General features: G+C 41.0%; 16 protein-coding genes. 12 read left to right on the top strand and 4 right to left on the bottom strand.

Translation table 11 applies throughout. The annotated features are described in order from the left end of the window. Positions 1-54 precede the first annotated feature (54 nt). Entirely contained in the window at positions 55-405 is a 351-nt protein-coding gene (locus tag Q0A12_RS04950; RefSeq protein WP_291291557.1) for an iron-sulfur cluster biosynthesis family protein, read from the bottom strand. A gap of 150 nt (positions 406-555) precedes the next feature. On the opposite strand from Q0A12_RS04950, the gene Q0A12_RS04945 reads away from it, so the two are divergent. The 5 genes from Q0A12_RS04945 to Q0A12_RS04925 all read left to right on the top strand — a co-directional run bounded on the left by Q0A12_RS04945 (position 556) and on the right by Q0A12_RS04925 (position 5,222). Then, complete coding sequence (locus tag Q0A12_RS04945; RefSeq protein ID WP_291291556.1) at positions 556-1,542, top strand: aldose epimerase family protein; 987 nt, start codon at positions 556-558, stop codon at positions 1,540-1,542. 104 nt (positions 1,543-1,646) lie between these two features. Continuing rightward, complete coding sequence (locus tag Q0A12_RS04940; RefSeq protein WP_291291555.1) at positions 1,647-2,093, top strand: CopY/TcrY family copper transport repressor; 447 nt, start codon at positions 1,647-1,649, stop codon at positions 2,091-2,093. A 3-nt stretch (positions 2,094-2,096) separates the two neighbouring features. Further along, positions 2,097-2,306, top strand: a complete 210-nt coding sequence (copZ, locus tag Q0A12_RS04935; RefSeq protein WP_291291554.1) for a copper chaperone CopZ — start codon at positions 2,097-2,099, stop codon at positions 2,304-2,306. 123 nt (positions 2,307-2,429) lie between these two features. Continuing rightward, complete coding sequence (locus Q0A12_RS04930) at positions 2,430-4,511, top strand: copper-translocating P-type ATPase (RefSeq protein ID WP_291291553.1); 2,082 nt, start codon at positions 2,430-2,432, stop codon at positions 4,509-4,511. Between the two features lie 192 nt (positions 4,512-4,703). Beyond that, entirely contained in the window at positions 4,704-5,222 is a 519-nt protein-coding gene (locus Q0A12_RS04925; protein ID WP_291291552.1) for a type II toxin-antitoxin system Phd/YefM family antitoxin, read from the top strand. Between the two features lie 159 nt (positions 5,223-5,381). Here the strand turns inward: Q0A12_RS04925 and Q0A12_RS04920 are convergent, their stop codons facing one another. Beyond that, positions 5,382-6,107, bottom strand: coding sequence for a DUF2087 domain-containing protein (locus tag Q0A12_RS04920; RefSeq protein ID WP_291291551.1), 726 nt, complete (start codon positions 6,105-6,107; stop codon positions 5,382-5,384). Between the two features lie 177 nt (positions 6,108-6,284). Between Q0A12_RS04920 and Q0A12_RS04915 the strand changes: the two genes are divergently transcribed. From Q0A12_RS04915 to Q0A12_RS04905, 3 genes are all read left to right on the top strand, one after another. Then, positions 6,285-7,463 (top strand): pyridoxal phosphate-dependent aminotransferase, encoded by a 1,179-nt coding sequence (locus Q0A12_RS04915; protein ID WP_291291550.1) that lies wholly within the window; start codon positions 6,285-6,287, stop codon positions 7,461-7,463. A 483-nt stretch (positions 7,464-7,946) separates the two neighbouring features. Further along, complete coding sequence (locus tag Q0A12_RS04910) at positions 7,947-8,858, top strand: phosphate ABC transporter substrate-binding protein PstS family protein (protein ID WP_291291549.1); 912 nt, start codon at positions 7,947-7,949, stop codon at positions 8,856-8,858. A gap of 121 nt (positions 8,859-8,979) precedes the next feature. After that, entirely contained in the window at positions 8,980-10,971 is a 1,992-nt protein-coding gene (locus Q0A12_RS04905; protein WP_291291548.1) for a GH25 family lysozyme, read from the top strand. Between the two features lie 23 nt (positions 10,972-10,994). Here Q0A12_RS04905 and pnpS read toward each other — a convergent pair whose 3' ends face one another. Then, positions 10,995-12,737: a two-component system histidine kinase PnpS gene (gene pnpS, locus Q0A12_RS04900; protein WP_291291547.1), complete on the bottom strand. Its 1,743-nt coding sequence runs from the start codon at positions 12,735-12,737 to the stop codon at positions 10,995-10,997. Next, a complete protein-coding gene (locus Q0A12_RS04895; RefSeq protein ID WP_291291546.1) occupies positions 12,734-13,441 on the bottom strand; it encodes a response regulator transcription factor in 708 nt (235 codons plus the stop codon). Before Q0A12_RS04895 ends, pnpS begins: the two co-directional genes overlap by 4 nt. Positions 13,442-13,583: 142 nt before the next feature. Between Q0A12_RS04895 and Q0A12_RS04890 the strand changes: the two genes are divergently transcribed. The 4 genes from Q0A12_RS04890 (at position 13,584) to Q0A12_RS04875 (ending at position 16,374) form a co-directional block, all read left to right on the top strand. Continuing rightward, a complete protein-coding gene (locus tag Q0A12_RS04890) occupies positions 13,584-14,057 on the top strand; it encodes a DUF523 domain-containing protein (RefSeq protein WP_291291545.1) in 474 nt (157 codons plus the stop codon). Further along, the gene (locus Q0A12_RS04885) at positions 14,047-14,385 is read left to right on the top strand and encodes a putative DNA-binding protein (RefSeq protein WP_291291544.1); all 339 of its coding nucleotides are present in this window, start codon (positions 14,047-14,049) and stop codon (positions 14,383-14,385) included. Before Q0A12_RS04890 ends, Q0A12_RS04885 begins: the two co-directional genes overlap by 11 nt. 15 nt (positions 14,386-14,400) lie before the next feature. Continuing rightward, positions 14,401-15,819, top strand: a complete 1,419-nt coding sequence (gene ffh / locus Q0A12_RS04880; RefSeq protein ID WP_291291543.1) for a signal recognition particle protein — start codon at positions 14,401-14,403, stop codon at positions 15,817-15,819. A 351-nt stretch (positions 15,820-16,170) separates the two neighbouring features. After that, the gene (locus Q0A12_RS04875; protein ID WP_060815207.1) at positions 16,171-16,374 is read left to right on the top strand and encodes a CsbD family protein; all 204 of its coding nucleotides are present in this window, start codon (positions 16,171-16,173) and stop codon (positions 16,372-16,374) included. The last annotated feature ends 77 nt before the right edge of the window (positions 16,375-16,451 follow it).

Raw genomic sequence — 16,451 nt, 5'->3', positions numbered from 1 at the left:
TGACGTGACGACGTCAAAGGAAAATCGTTCTTTTTTGCGTTCCTATTTGAAAGATTACTTCCGCAGATCAATCAGCTCGACATTGCGATCTACAACCCCTGATTCTGTTTCTAACACGATTGATTGGAATCGCTCATTCAAACTAAGCTTAGGGTTTTGGTCAAAATAATTGACTGTGTAGTCTTTAATATAAATAGGTCCAACTGCAGACGACAGAGAAACGGTGTAAGGCGCGGGGATTTCTTTGTCAGAGACCAGCAAAAGGCGAAAACTTGTATCAAGAGAACAAATCCCCAATTTTGAATATGGTCCGACCCCGTCATCCAGATCAAGTAACCAAGATCCTTCATTGGCGTCATACCCTGCTAGTTTATTGATGACTGCTTGCGACATATTTAATTCCATTATATATTCCTCCTTCTTTCTACTTGCTTTCATTCTAAGAGCATTTTCCTCAGAACAAAAGGAATCTGCTTTCAGCTTATTGACGTATTTGGTCAAAACCGTCTATACTGAATGAGGAAAGTTATTTCAATGCAGAAAGAAGGATGGTCAATGCCAAGTGTACAGCAACGAGAAACAGAAAAAATGGGAACAGTTTATGAAATGAAAAATGATAGCGGTGTCAAACTTGTAACAAGTCCAGAAGGAGCCCGCTTATTGGACTGGATCGTGCCAGTTGATGGGGGAAGAGACTTAGTCGTGGGATATGATACGATCGAAGGACATCAGAAAGCCCGCTACTACGGCGCAACCATTGGACCGGTTGCTGGTAGAATCGCAGGAACCCGTTTTACCATTGATGGGAAAGAGTATCAAACAGAGGATAATGACGGTGGCAATACACTCCACGGTGGCTTTAAGGGATTAGATACCGATACATGGGAGGCAGAACCGTTTGAAACAGAGACAGCTGCTGGTGTAATCTATCGGACAGAACGCAAGGACGGCGATAGTGGCTTTCCTGGCAATGTTTCCTATACAGTGACCTATACATTGGAAAATGATGATTCCTTTACGATTACGTATGATGCCACAACCGATCAGCCAACCTTATATAATCCTACCAATCATGGCTATTTCAATTTGACTGGGGATACTAGAAACCCCATCGATGATCACATGGTTCAAATCAATGCGGAATATGTGGCTGAAACGAATCCTGATGTCACAACAACTGGGAATAAACTGGCGGTTGCGGGAACGAAGTTTGATTTTCGTGAAGCGCGGAAAATGGGTACCACTTTGCTAGATGATCCATTCTTATTGGATCATAATCAGGAATGGGACTTGAAAGTAACAAGCCCTGATGAAAAAGTGGCGATTACTGTCACAACAGATCGTTCAGCAGTGGTCATTTATACCACCCGTGATGGCGAAGAAGGGGCACCAATGAAAACCGGACCTTTTGCCAACCATGGTGGAATGGCTATTGAGACTCAAGGCGTTCCCGGAACGGAAAAATACCCACAGTTTGGCGAAATCTTGCTACGCCCAGAGGAACCTTTCCATTCTGTCACTCGATATCGGGCTTTTTATTAAAAAAACATTCTCTGCTAGCTAACTTGGATACTGGCAGAGTTTTTTTTTGACAATTTTCGATTACAGATGTAAACTTAAATCGTGAACAAGTAAGGAGGGAGAATATGCCATTAGCAAGTGCTCCAATAAAAATCAGTGATTCTGAATGGGAAATCATGCGAGTGATTTGGACATTAGGAAAATCCAACGCCCAAGAAGTAACGGCACTGCTTAGCGAATCCAAAGACTGGAAGACAGCAACCGTGAAAACATTGTTAGGTCGTCTCGTGAAAAAAGGCGTCTTGCGCACAGAAACGCAAGGGAAAAAATTCGTTTATTATCCATTAGTTTCTGAAGATGCCACGATCCAAAGTGCTACAGAGAGTTTGTTTTCGCATATCTGTGCTAAAAAAGTCGGTCAAACATTAACCGAGATGATCCGTGAATCGGAACTAACAAAAGAAGACTTAGCAATGCTAGAAGAAGCATTGGCACAAAAAGAACCGGTAGCCACTATTGCATGCAACTGTATACCGGGACAATGTCATTGTACGATGAATGAAGGAGAATAAATCATGAAAAAAATCTACCATATTGAAGGAATGAGTTGCGCCCACTGCGTTGCTCGAGTAGAAAATGCGGTTTCTGAAATGCCAGGTGTCAAAAAAGCAAAGGTGAATTTAAAGAAAGCCAATGCCAAAATCAAATACGATGAACAACTTGTCACAGAGGATGCGATCATCGCTAAAATAACAGAGACTGGCTATACCGCAACGGTGGAATAACAACCGATTTTTGAATCGAATTACAGCGGAAAGCCTATTTACTTAGATTATCGAAAAGTGACGGGGTTCTGCTTCAGTTGAGCCCAATGTACAGAAATTTATTGTCTAAAGGAGGCGTTTGAGATGAGCCATAACGAAATGGACGGAGGACATTCGGAAATGGATCACAGTAAGATGGATCACAGTAAGATGGATCACAGTAAGATGGATCATAGCCATATGGATCACGATATGGGAGGAATGGACCATAGTATGCACATGGGGAATTTCAAGCAAAAGTTTTGGCTTTCCCTCGTTTTAGCAATTCCGATTATTCTTTTATCACCAATGATGGGGATTGAATTGCCTCTTCAGTTCACTTTTCCAGGTTCTGACTGGCTGGTGCTGGTTTTAGCTACAGTTTTGTTCTTCTACGGCGGTCAGCCTTTCTTAAGTGGAGCGAAGATGGAGTTAAAGCAAAAGAGTCCAGCAATGATGACGTTGATTGCCATGGGGATCACTGTCTCATATGTTTATAGTATCTACGCATTTATCGCGAATCATTTCATGCATGGCGCGCATGTCATGGATTTCTTTTGGGAATTGGCTTCATTGATCGTGATCATGCTTTTAGGCCATTGGATCGAGATGAATGCTGTATCCAATGCAGGGAATGCGCTGCAAAAATTAGCTGAATTATTGCCTGATGAAGTAACCCGCAAAAAGGCAGACGGTTCTGAAGAAAAGATACCACTGGACACAGTGAAGAAAAATGATCGTTTGATCGTTCGAGCGGGGGACAAAATCCCTACGGATGGTGTGATCAAAGAAGGGGCAACCACGATTGATGAATCCGCCGTTACGGGTGAATCCCGTAGAGTAGCGAAAGAGTCCGGTGCCAAGGTAATCGGAGGTTCCGTGAATGGAAATGGAACGATTACAATTGAAGTAACAGGAACCGGCGATGAAAGTTATCTTTCTAAAGTAATGGAAATGGTTCGTCAAGCACAGGCGGATAAATCAAAATTAGAAGCTTTGTCAGATAAAGTGGCCAAATGGTTGTTTTATATTGCATTGGTCGTCGGAATTACTGCATTTGTAATTTGGCTCTTCGCAGCGGATCTGCCAACGGCATTGGATCGAATGGTGACGGTCTTTGTCATTGCCTGTCCTCATGCACTTGGATTAGCCATTCCGTTGGTTGTTGCACGTTCGACATCAATTGCTGCTAAAAACGGCTTACTGTTGAAAAATCGTAATGCACTGGAAAATGCCCATGATTTGGACTACTTATTACTTGATAAAACCGGTACGTTAACACAAGGAACTTTCTCTGTGACGGGAATTGAAAGCTTTGGCGACTATACCAAAGAAGAACTATTAGCCTATCTAGCAGGACTGGAACAATCGGCGAATCATCCCATTGCTGAGGGAATCTTAGCACAAGCGAAAAAGGAAAACATTCAACCTAAGGAAGCGACTGGAATCCAAGCGCATTCTGGTATCGGAATCGAAGGGATGATTGCTGGAGAGAAATGGCAAATCGTGAATCAAAAAGGGATCGAACCGTATCAGGCGACCATTGACACGGATCAGCTGAAAAAATATCAAGAACAAGGAAATACCATCAGCTACTTGGTGAAAGGCAATCAAGTAGAAGGACTCGTGGCATTAGGAGATCAAATCAAACCAGAAGCGGTAAATTTCATTGAAACATTGAAAAAACAAGGTATTACACCAGTGATGCTAACAGGAGACAATCAAGAAGCTGCTAAGTCAGTGGCGTCATATCTAGGCATCGAGGAGTATTTTGCTGAATTACTGCCAGAAGATAAAGAACGAATCGTTGCTGATTATCTGAATAAGAAACAACGGGTAGCAATGGTTGGGGATGGTATCAATGATGCACCAAGCTTGGCTCGGGCAACCATCGGGATTGCGATTGGGGCCGGAACAGATGTCGCGATAGATTCTGCGGATGTTGTCTTGACCAATAGTAATCCTAATGATATTCTGCATTTTCTTGAGTTGGCTCATAAGACTAGACGAAAAATGATTCAAAACCTTTGGTGGGGAGCAGGATACAACATTGTGACGATTCCTCTAGCTGCAGGAGTCTTAGCCCCAATTGGTATCATTTTGAATCCAGCTGTCGGCGCTGTTTTGATGTCATTAAGCACGATTGTAGTAGCAATCAATGCCATGACTCTCAAAATTGATGAGTGACAAAGAACCGAATCATTTATGAGACGTGATTTTCTTTTTAGTAGGAGCGCGCTGTGAGATGATTCGGTTTTTTTTATTCCTTTGAATCGGAGGTTTTTTGTTGATTTATCAATAAAGCAGTTGAAATAAACCTACAATCGACTAGTCACTTTATGCTATAATGTGTTCGTTGAGACAAGGAGGACGTTGAGAATGGAACTGAAGAAGTTAGAGGTTCCCACTACTTCGATCACTGAAGTAAAAAAATCTCCGATGGATGTATTTAATCAAGCGAGAGAAGCGGGAACAGGAGTATATGTATTCAATCGTGAAAAAGTGGCAGGGGTCATGCTGACACAAGAGCAATATGAAACACTTTTACGGGAACTGGATCAACGACCATTAGCAGAAGAAGAGCCAGATCAGCCAGAGGTTGCAGGATTGGAAGAATTTTTACAGATCATGCGACAGGCATTGATCACAGGGGCGACGATCTCTGCAAAAAATTTGGACGAACGAATGGTCGCTTTAGGGTTTATTACTCGCAAAACAGGGTTTGGCGGTGTCGTTGATATGATCAACGAACTGAAAGAAACTGGAAAAATCGTTTATCAGCTGCGCAAAAAGCCAAATGGAAAATCAGTCAGTGCCGAAGTCATTGGCGAACAAGACAATCAAACACAGCTTTTTGATAAGTTGATCATCAAGAAAATATTTCTCAAAGAAAATTAACAGTTGTGCTGCGGCATAACTGTTTTTTGCATACGTAAAACACGATATCCTCAAGGAATAGTTTTTAGAAAAAAAGCTGAGGCTGGTGGTGCAGTGCAATGATCCACCTTAAAGGAGCTTTTCGCCCACAAAGCCTCCGCTTTTTAGCCAATAGTCTAGCTAGGAAACTGTCACCCAATAGGTTTTACCGTCTTTGGTCCGTTGCATGAATCCGTATTCGATCAAGTAACGGCGAACAGTGACATAATCAGCGATAAACTGTTTTAAAATGTCATTGACTGCACGCTCAGAATAATTTTTTTGGGGATCAAATTTCTGTGCCAGAACACTTAACACGACGATTTTGCGTTTTTCTTTGCTAGGAAATTGCTGAATGAATTCATTCTGATCAAAATACGTCGCAATAATTTTTTCTCTTTCTTCCGGAGTAATGGTATAACGATCATCCAACATGGTTGCTCCTGTGTGAGGGAGGACAAAATCTTTTTCTTCTAAATGACTCATAATGCCTAAAAAGACTTTTGCTTGCCGTTCTTTTTCTTTTAATTTGAAACGATGGTTTCGAACCGTTGAATTAGAAATTCCTAGACGTTGGGCGATGACAGCGTCGCTAAGTCCTTGTGCAAATAAGGATAAAATCTCCTGTTGGATTTCTGATAATCCCGTTTGTTCACGACTTAATGACAGCAATGCATTCAGTAACCCACCATGAGCCTCATTCAAATGCAACAAGAGACACTTTTTTGCGGTATAAAAACGATCAGCAATAGGGTAGACTTGGTCTTTTTCGTAGCTTACCTCGCAGAAAAGGCAATGAAAATGGCTTTCTGTGGAGCGATAACCTTGTTCATACTCCAACAATGAGGCAGTAGAAATACTATTCATCTTTGTTAACCTCCTTTTCGTTTGTTTATATACTAACATTTGTTGTTTATGTTTGCAAATAAATAAACGGTAAAGCTTTTTTATTAGTTTTTGGAAAAGTGTTAATTTATTATTCAAAATGTGATAGGATTAACAACAATAAAGAAAGATCAATTTCATTTGGATTGGAGTGATACGATGACAGATGTCAGTCAGCGTTTTAACAAAGAAGTCTACCAAATTGCCGTTTCTTTGATTCGAAAATTTGATGAACGGGTGTCTGGTATACCGGATATCTTGAAATTAACTTTAGGAGAGCCGGATTTCAATACACCAGATCACGTCAAGGAAGCTGGGGTCCACGCCATTGAGCAAAACTACAGCCACTATTCAGGCATGGCGGGATTAACAGATGTACGAGAAGCCGCGAGCTTTTTTTTAAAAGAAAAATACCAACTGAGTTATGATCCGCAATCAGAAGTCTTGGTAACTATCGGCGCTACAGAGGCAATTTCGGCTTCTTTATTGGCCATCTTAGAGCCAGGAGATAAAGTGCTTTTACCAGCACCGATTTATCCAGGCTATGAACCAGTGATTCAGCTGGCACATGCTACGCCTGTATATTTAGACACTACAGCCAATGATTTTGTCTTATCACCAGAGATGTTGGAAACCGCGTTGAATGAGCACGGGGAAGAAGTGAAAGCCGTTATCTTGAATTATCCTAGCAACCCGACTGGCGTGGTCTATTCCCGGGAAGAAGTCCAAGCATTAGCGGAAGTACTAAAAAATTATCCTGTGTTTGTCCTCAGTGATGAAATTTACAGTGAGCTTTCGTATGATGCCCCCCATGTTTCAATTGCAGAATATTTACCGGAACAGACCATTTTGATCAATGGATTATCAAAATCTCATGCCATGACTGGCTGGCGGATTGGCTTTATCTTCGCCCCCGTTGCCTTGACTGCGCAAATTATCAAAGTCCATCAATATTTAGTAACGGCAGCCTCGACGATTTCGCAAAAAGCAGCTGTAAGAGCGTTAGTCGAAGGGATCAATGATGCTGCGGTCATGAAAGCTGAGTATCGTCAGCGTCGAGATTTTCTCTATGAAAAAATGACGGCATTAGGGTTTGAAATCGCCAAACCATCAGGAGCATTTTATTTATTTGCCAAGATCCCTGACGGTTATGAACAAGATTCAATGGCATTCTGTGTTGATTTAGCAGAAAAAAATCAACTAGCAATCATCCCAGGGATCGCATTTGGACCAGAAGCTGAAGGATATGTACGCCTAAGCTACGCAGCCAGCCAAGAAAACCTGCAAGAAGCCATGATCCGCCTAAGTAATTACATGAAGAAGCAACCAAATCAATAAACCAACCAGAGCGTCCCTAAACAGGACGCTCTTTTGCTGCGAATCACTGCGACTGACACTCAAAGAGTGGCAGAGCAGATGATGAGCAGGAGCGAACAAGGAGAGCATAGTAACCTTGAAATGAATCACTGCGACTGACACTCAAAGAGTGGTAGAGCAGATGATGAGCAGGAGCGAACAAGGAGAGTGTAGTAACCTTAAAATGAATCACAGCGACTGAGCCTGGAAGAGTGGCATGCAAGTTCTACCGCACTGCGCTTAGAAGCAATTGTAGGCGAAGTAGCTTGAAACAAATCCTTCCTTTTTTAAAGAAAGGAAGCGAACAAGCAAATTCATTCAAGGAAACATTATTAATACCTCGTACTAAAAATGTGTTGATGTTTACCAAAGATTTACATGGCTTTATCTATTCTTTACTTTAAATCAATCATGGGTTTACAAGGAGTTGATAAACTAAGCATATAACGAAAGGAGATTTAACAAATGAAAAAATTGGGCTTTTTAATCTTAGCAACAGGACTATTACTAGCTGGCTGCGGCAACAGCGGATCCAAATCTGCTGATAGCGGTCAAGCATCAAATGAATCAAGTGCTTCAGGGGCAGCATCAGGAAATGTAGAAATTTTGGCTGTTGGATCAACTGCACTGCAACCATTAGTTCAAGCTGCACAAGAAAGCTTTACATCCGAAAATTCAAACTATATGATTACGGTTCAAGGTGGCGGTAGTGGCACAGGATTGAGTCAAGTAGAATCTGGTGCTGTAACGATCGGTAATTCTGACGTTTTTGCTGAAGAAAAAGATGGGGTAGATGCCAGTAAACTGGTAGACCATAAAGTCGCCGTTGTCGGAATGGCACCGGTAGTCAATAAAGAGGTTGGTGTTAAAGATATCAGCAAACAGGACTTGATTGGTATCTTCACTGGTAAAATCAAAAATTGGTCTGAACTAGGTGGAAAAGACCAAGAAATCGCGGTAATCAACCGCGCTTCTGGAAGTGGTACACGGGCAACTTTTGAAAAATGGGGACTTGATGGGGCAGAAACGATTCAAACCCAAGAACAAGACTCTTCTGGTACCGTACGTAAAATTGTCGCAGAAACACCAGGAGCCATTAGCTATCTCGCTCTTTCTTATCTTGATGATTCATTACAAGCATTAACGATTGATGGTGTCGAAGCAACTCCAGAAAACATTGCCACAAATGACTGGAAAATCTGGTCTTATGAACATATGTATACCAATGGTGAGCCAGATGCAAATGTCAAAAAATTCCTTGATTACATTTTAAGTGATGATATCCAACAAGGTGTCGTGAAAGAATTGGGTTACTTACCAATTACAGATATGAAAGTTGAACGCAGTGTGGAAGGCGAAGTTACGAATACAAAGTAAGCTGAGATCGAAATTCAAAAGCGAATAGCAAAAAAAAGGGTAGATGATTACCCTTTTTTTTCTGTATTTTTCTGTTTTTTTACTATAAAATGAAAAGGAGTAAGATTGAAAGGGGAAAAAAATGTCAAAAAAGACAAATTTTTTGGTATCTGTGTCTACATTTTTAACAGTTCTAGCTTTAGGAACAGGAACTGTTTTGGGGACAGAAACTGAAAGTAACAAGCAACCACTCACTACTGATAAGAAGGAAGAAACGAGCTATTCAAGTAGCTCAATACTTGATAGCTCAATCGTACAGTCCAGTTCACTAGAACAATCTGATTCAGAACTGTCTTCAAGTTCTAGTTTAGAAGCAAGCAGTCAAGAAAGCTCAGAAGAAGTACAAATTTCCGAAGAATCCAAAGAAGAACGTCAAGAAGAACCAGAAAAAATTTATGATGTTCAAATTGGAATTGATCCCTCAGAGCGTAACCGATCTGATTTGAAAGAACAGGTAGGCAGTCTTCAGCGTTCCACTCGTTCCGTAAGTGTTGCTCGTATCAAAGCAGGAGATCCTTCCACGCCTAGTCAAGATTTTATTGATGTTTCTTCTCACAATGGCATCATTAGTGTGGATCAATACAAAATTATGAAAAGCTACGGGATCACTTCCGTCGTTGTGAAATTGACAGAAGCCACTTCGTATCGCAATCCATTAGCTGCTTCTCAAATTGCAAATGCGCAAGCAGCTGGTTTAGTCGTTCATGCTTATCATTACAGTTGGTTCACAACCGAAGCACAAGCCAAGGCCGAGGCCGAGTATTTTGTTAAGTATGCCAAAGAATTAAAGCTGCCGATCTCAGCATTAATGGTTAATGATATCGAGGATAACCAAATAATAGGGAAAGCAGACCATACGAAGCTTTCAAAAGTGTTTGTTAATCGAATCAAAGAGCTAGGTTATAGTAATACACATCATTATACAGGTGTTCGCTGGGTCACAGAAAAAGCGATTGATCCTGCAGCACTTGGTTACAGCAATGTTTGGATCGCAAACTATCCTTATGTTCCTACAGATCAAAAATTCACGGAATATAGCGCTTGGCAATGGTCGGATAATTTGTATTTCCCAGAGTTTAGTGGAACATTTGATATGTCTTCTGATTACAAACGGTATTTTATTGGTCAAGGTCAAGGAAGTGCAATCAAAGATAATCGGTATGCCACGATCACGAAAGACAATTATTCGCTTTGGCAAAATTTTTCTTGGAAGAAAAAAGGAAATTCAAAAGATTATTTAGGTCAAACTTTTCAAATAAGATATCGTTACGAACATAGTAACGGTAGTACGTATTATTCTTTATACGATCAGTCAGGCGTATGGATTGGCTATCTCAATTCAACAGGTACAAAAACAGTCGATGGTGCACAAGGTGCTTGGCAGTCAAAACAGAAGTATGTGAAATTTCAAGCAACTGGAACTGTCTATCGTAACTTTACTTTTAATTCAACCGCACCAGTAACAGCTGCTATGTTGAAGAATACTTATAAAGTTACGGGAAAATATCATCATTTTAATGGTGTTGTATATGATTCAGTCTATGATCTCAAGGGAAAATGGATCGGCTATATCGAATCTTCAAAACTTAGTGCAGAAGGAGATCAAGGGCCAGCAATTAGTGATGGACGGTATGCAACCATTACTAGTGCAAATTACTCTATATGGCAAAATTTTTCTTGGAAATTACGCGCACCTAGCAGTAAGTATTTGCATCAGACATTAAAAATTAAGTACCGCTATGAGCATTTAAACGGCAGCGTTTATTTTTCGCTGTATGACAATAAAGATAATTGGGTTGGTTACATCAATGCAAATGGAATGAAAGTTGCGAGTAATGCGGCGGGAAGCACACAAAGTTATCATAAGAAGATAAAGTTTACGCAAAATTATCCTTTATGGCAAAACTTTAGCTGGAAAAAGAAAAACACTGTAACAGATGCAATGAAAAAAGAAACATACGAAGCAAGATATATCTATCGTCACTTTAATGGGAGTAGCTACTTATCTATCTACGACAAAAAAGGTGTCTGGCAAGGTTACATCAATCAATCTGCTACTCGCCAAGTAAACTAAAAAGCTCAGGACTTGCGTATAGATTACGCGGGTCCTGAACTTTTTTTTGTTTCAAGAGGAAGTGTGATCGTAAATGTTGAGCCAGCCCCTGGAAAACTGTCGACTGTGATAGTGCCGCCTAACAGTTTTGTATAATCTTTAACGATGGCTAGTCCTAAGCCGGTGCCTCCTGAATTGCGCGTACGGGCTTTATCCACTCGATAAAAACGTTCAAAGATACGGGCTTGATCTTCTCGATCAATGCCGATGCCTTGGTCACGAACGGAGAGCTGCAATTGATTGGCACGATAAGAATAATCAATCTGAATGGTACCTTGTGATTTGGAATAATTGACCGCATTTTCGATCAGATTTTTTAAGATGGGCTGCAATAACTCTCTTTTTGAGATGAAAACCAAATCTTCAGGACCACTGATAGTAAAGTTCAACTGTTTTTCTTGTGCGATTGGCTCGTAGGAGCGGATGATCTGCTCAATCAATACCCGGAGCTCGATTTCTTGCGCAGTATAATCAAATGAGTGACTGTCTTTGGATAAGAGAATGATTTCTTGGATCAAATTCTCTAACCGATAGGCATCTTTTTGAATGATGTTAAGAAAGGAAACCAATGTTTCCCGATCTTCTAAAGCGCCATCCAGCAACGTTTCCGTAAAGCCGATCAAAGAAGTAACTGGGGTTTTCAATTCATGAGAAACATTCCCGACGAAATCCTTTTGCATTTTTTCTAATTGTCGGACTCGAGTCAGGTCATAGGAGATGCCCAGTAATTCATTTTCATTAAATAAACGCAAAGTCAGATCAAGGACTCGTGGATGGTCATCACTTAATGTGATTTCCTCGTGTAGAGCAGGAATTTGTTCGTTCATATGATAGATAAGTTGGATCAATTGTGTGTCATGAATGACCTCAGTAAAGGGTTGAGGCAGCTGAGGCAACGTTTCGATTCCTAATTGTTCTTGCATGGTAGGATTCAACAATAACAACCGATCTTCTTGATCAATGATGAAAACGCCAATCATCAGTTCATTGAGCAGACCGTATAATTGTTGTTCGGAAGCAGCATAGGCTTGATACGTTTGACTCATTTGTTCGCTCAATTGGTTGATCGTTTGGTATAGGTCATCGTGTTCAGGGGTTTCTTGCATAATGATCGCCTGTTGCTCAGGTGAAGAGATCATTTTTTTTAGAACAGGTAAAATAGTCTGCACAGGACGATTTCTTTGACGCAACGCATGAAACGTCAGCAAACTGACAAATAAACAAAACAGAAGATAAACCAAAAAGATCGAGCGTTGAATGGTTTGGCTTTTGGCAAAAAAAGGCGCGGTAGGTTCAGCGATCCGCAAAATCTGCTGCAAATTGCCATCTTCTTTGACAGGAATTGCAACATAGAGCAGTTCTTCATGAAGAGTAGCGCTTTTCCGTATAGACTGGCCTAGATTACTGCCTTTTAAAACAGCCTGTACTTCCGGCCGGTTTGCTCGACTTTCTTGCAAGGAGGAGTCATAGGTATCATAGACGATCCGTCCTTCTTTATCTAACAAAGTGATACGACTGGAACTATCTTGTACATACGAATTCGCAAATTGTTGTAATGTTGCTGATTGATTATCAGACAGATTCAAAAAGATCGTCGCTTTTTCTTCGAGGAAGTCTACTTGCTGGGCGATCACTTGCTGGTGGTAGAAACTGCTGAGAAACTGCCAGCAAATGATGAAGAGCAGGGCTAATAGCAGACTCCAAAGTCCATAGCCAAAACGTTTCATGCCTGAGGTTCCTGAAATTTATAACCAAATCCCCGAACCGTCACTAAGTACTCCGGATGTTTCGGATCACGCTCCAATTTTTCGCGTAAATGACTGATATGCACATCAACGATCCGACTTTGACCATCAAAGTCAAAATTCCAAATGCGGTTCAGAAGGGTATCGCGATCGATCACACGGCCTTTGCGTTTCATAAAGTAGACGAGCAGTTCAAACTCTTTTGGTGTCAGAAAAATCTTTTCCCCTTTGACACTGACTTGATAGTTGGTTAAGTCAGCTAAAATATCGCCAATTTGCAACATTTCTGCTGGCTGATCCGAAAGATCACTCGTGCCTCGTGGTTCCAACCGTCTAAAAATTGCTTTCATCCGAGCAAGCACTTCTCTAGGACTAAAGGGTTTAGTCAAATAATCATCCGCACCGATTTCAAGTCCCAAAATTCGATCGATAGGATCATCTTTTGCCGTCAAAACTAAAATAGGGGTTTCAACCTTTTCTTGTCGTAGTTTCTTGGTGATTTCGATACCATCCATTTGCGGCAGCATCACATCTAAGATAATGAAGTCAAAATCTTCAGATAGTGCCAGGTCAAACCCCATTTTACCGTCGACCGCCGAAACAACTTGGTATCCTTCTTTTTCTAAATTGAATGTAAGTAAAGTAACGATAGATGGTTCGTCATCTACCACGAGAATTTTTTTCATCATGAACTCCTTCCTTCACAAAGGAACAATCATTTTAGGTTGTTCTACTATATTTTAGCATGAATAAAGAATTGGTACTATTGTCAGCCACAAATAAATGCTATAATAAAGGACGATTTGATAAGAAAGCTGAGGGTATGGGATGATTGGAATCAGTGCATGTTTAGGCGGAGTCTTATGCCGTTATGATGGGCAGCATCAGGCGGTTGCGCAACTGGTCCAACTTGTTCAAACCGGTCAAGCTGTGATGGTTTGTCCGGAAGTCCTTGGGGGATTGCCAATTCCTCGTGAGCCAGCAGAAATTGTTGGCGGGGATGGTTATGCAGTTTGGGCACAAAAAGCTAAAGTTATGACTGCCACTGGAGAAGATGTTTCCGAACAGTTTATGGCTGGAGCGAAGCTAGCCTATCAAAAGTTACGAGAGCTTGGAGTCACGCAGTTGATTTTAAAAGAAAAAAGTCCTTCTTGCGGCAGTCGCGTCATATACGACGGCAATTTTTCAGGAGTCAAAAAAGAAGGTGTCGGTGTTGCCAGTGCGTATTTTCAGCAACAAGGAATGACTGTGCTGTCAGATGTCGAATGGCTTGCTGAGCAGGAGGAAAATGATGGAGATTGAAAAAACCAATCGAATGAATGCGTTGTTTGAATTTTATTCCACACTGTTGACTGAAAAACAGATGAATTATATGGAATTGTATTATGCAGATGACTTCTCATTAGGTGAGATTGCAGAAGAATACCACGTGAGTCGTCAAGCAGTGTATGATAATATCAAGCGTACGGAAAAAATTCTTGAAGACTATGAAAAAAAACTACACATGTTTTCGGACTATATCATGCGAGAAGACTTGTTGGAACAATTGTCTGAATATACCAAGACGCACTACCCTAAAGATGAGACATTGCGCTCGTTAATTGAAGAGATCCAAGAAATCGAAGAATAAAGGAATGAAAAAAAGATGGCATTTGAAAGTTTAACAGAACGCCTGCAGCAGGCGATGAGCAAACTGCGTAAGAAAGGAAAAGTTTCTGAAGCAGATGTAAAAGAAATGATGCGAGAAATTCGTTTGGCTTTATTGGAAGCCGACGTTAATTTACAAGTAGTCAAGGAATTTACCAAAAATGTTCGGGAACGGGCAGTTGGTGCCGAGGTTTTAGACAGCTTGTCTCCCGCGCAACAAATCGTCAAGATCGTTGATGAAGAACTAACCAAAACATTGGGTTCTGAAACGGTCGGTATTGAGAAATCACCAAAAATCCCAACGGTCATTATGATGGCTGGTCTACAAGGGGCCGGTAAAACGACATTCGCTGGGAAATTAGCCAATCATTTGATCAAAACGGAAAATGCACGGCCTTTGATGATCGCAGGAGACGTGTATCGTCCAGCTGCGATCGATCAGTTGAAAGTTTTAGGCCAACAATTAGATGTTCCTGTCTTTGATATGGGAACCGATGTCAGCCCTGTTGAGATCGTTCGTCAAGGGATGGCATTGGCAAGAGAAAAGAAAAATGATTATGTCTTAATCGATACTGCTGGTCGCTTGCACATCGATGAAACATTGATGGATGAATTGAAGCAGATCAAAGAGTTGGCACAACCAAATGAAATCCTCTTAGTCGTTGATGCGATGACTGGACAAGACGCTGTCAATGTTGCCGACAGTTTCAATCAACAGCTGGGTATCACTGGGGTCGTTATTACGAAACTAGATGGGGACACTCGTGGTGGTGCTGCGCTTTCGATTCGACAAGTGACAGGTGCACCAATTAAATTTACCGGTACTGGGGAAAAACTGACAGATTTAGAAGTCTTTCACCCGGATCGGATGTCTAGCCGTATTTTAGGTATGGGGGACATGTTGACGCTGATTGAAAAAGCGCAACAAGATTATGACGAGAAAAAAGCAGAAGAATTAGCCCAAAAAATGAAGGAAAATTCCTTTGACTTTAACGATTTTGTGGAGCAAATCGATCAAGTGATGGGCATGGGCCCTATCGAGGATCTTTTAAAAATGATTCCGGGAATGAGTCAAATGCCAGGTATCGAAAACGTCAAAGTCGATCCGAAACAGATTGAGCGGCAAAAAGCCATGGTTTATTCCATGACGCCAGCAGAACGGGAAAATCCTGATTTGTTGAACCCAAGTCGTCGTCGCCGGATCGCAGCGGGATCTGGTAATAGCGTGGTCGAAGTCAATCGCATGATCAAGCAATTCAAAGAGTCTCGGAAAATGATGCAACAAATGTCCAAAGGAAATATGAATATTCCCGGTATGGATCAAATGTTTGGCGGCGGTGTTAAAGGAAAACTAGGCAAAATGGCCATGAACCGAATGGTCAAAAAACAAAAGAAGAAAAAGAAAAAACGTAAGTAATTAAAATAATCAAGCAACCGTTTTGCTGCTCGCCATGAAAAGGTATTGAAAGGATCTCACGATCATTTCTACTAGAAGATGGTTTGGCCAAGGGTTGCTTTTTCTTTTGCAGTCTTTTATTCAACTGTTGCTTGATTTGTAAGGGAATACCTATCTGTTGGAGCGATTGTTGAAACGTGATGCAGTGCTCTTTAATTAGATAGTGGCTGAGTAGGAGTAGCGTGTTCCACTAGCTAATCCAATGAATTCGTTCATTGAACACGAGGCAAGGCAAATTATTCGTGCTTTTTTCGGATAGGTGCTACTATTTATTTATAGCTTATTTATAGCAATTGAAAGGAGCAAGTTACCATGACAAACAAAGATCGAGTTGAAGGTAAAATTACTGAAACAAAAGGGAAAGTTACGGGCGATGACTCCGAAGAATTAAAAGGCAAAACCCAAAACGAGTACGGCAAAGTGAAAGACAAAGTAGAAGATTTTGCGGATGATGTTTCTCGCAAAGTGAACAATTTCTTTGATAAACATGACGATAAAGACAAGCCTAACCGCTAATTTAACTCAAACAACCGTTAACGATTTCGTTAACGGTTGTTTTTCTTTTGAAAAGGAAGACAGTCAAACAACGAGCG

Origin of the sequence: Enterococcus sp. (genome assembly GCF_022711995.1) — a bacterium.
GTDB lineage: Bacteria > Bacillota > Bacilli > Lactobacillales > Enterococcaceae > Enterococcus_D.
This window is presented reverse-complemented; position numbering and strand designations above follow the sequence as displayed.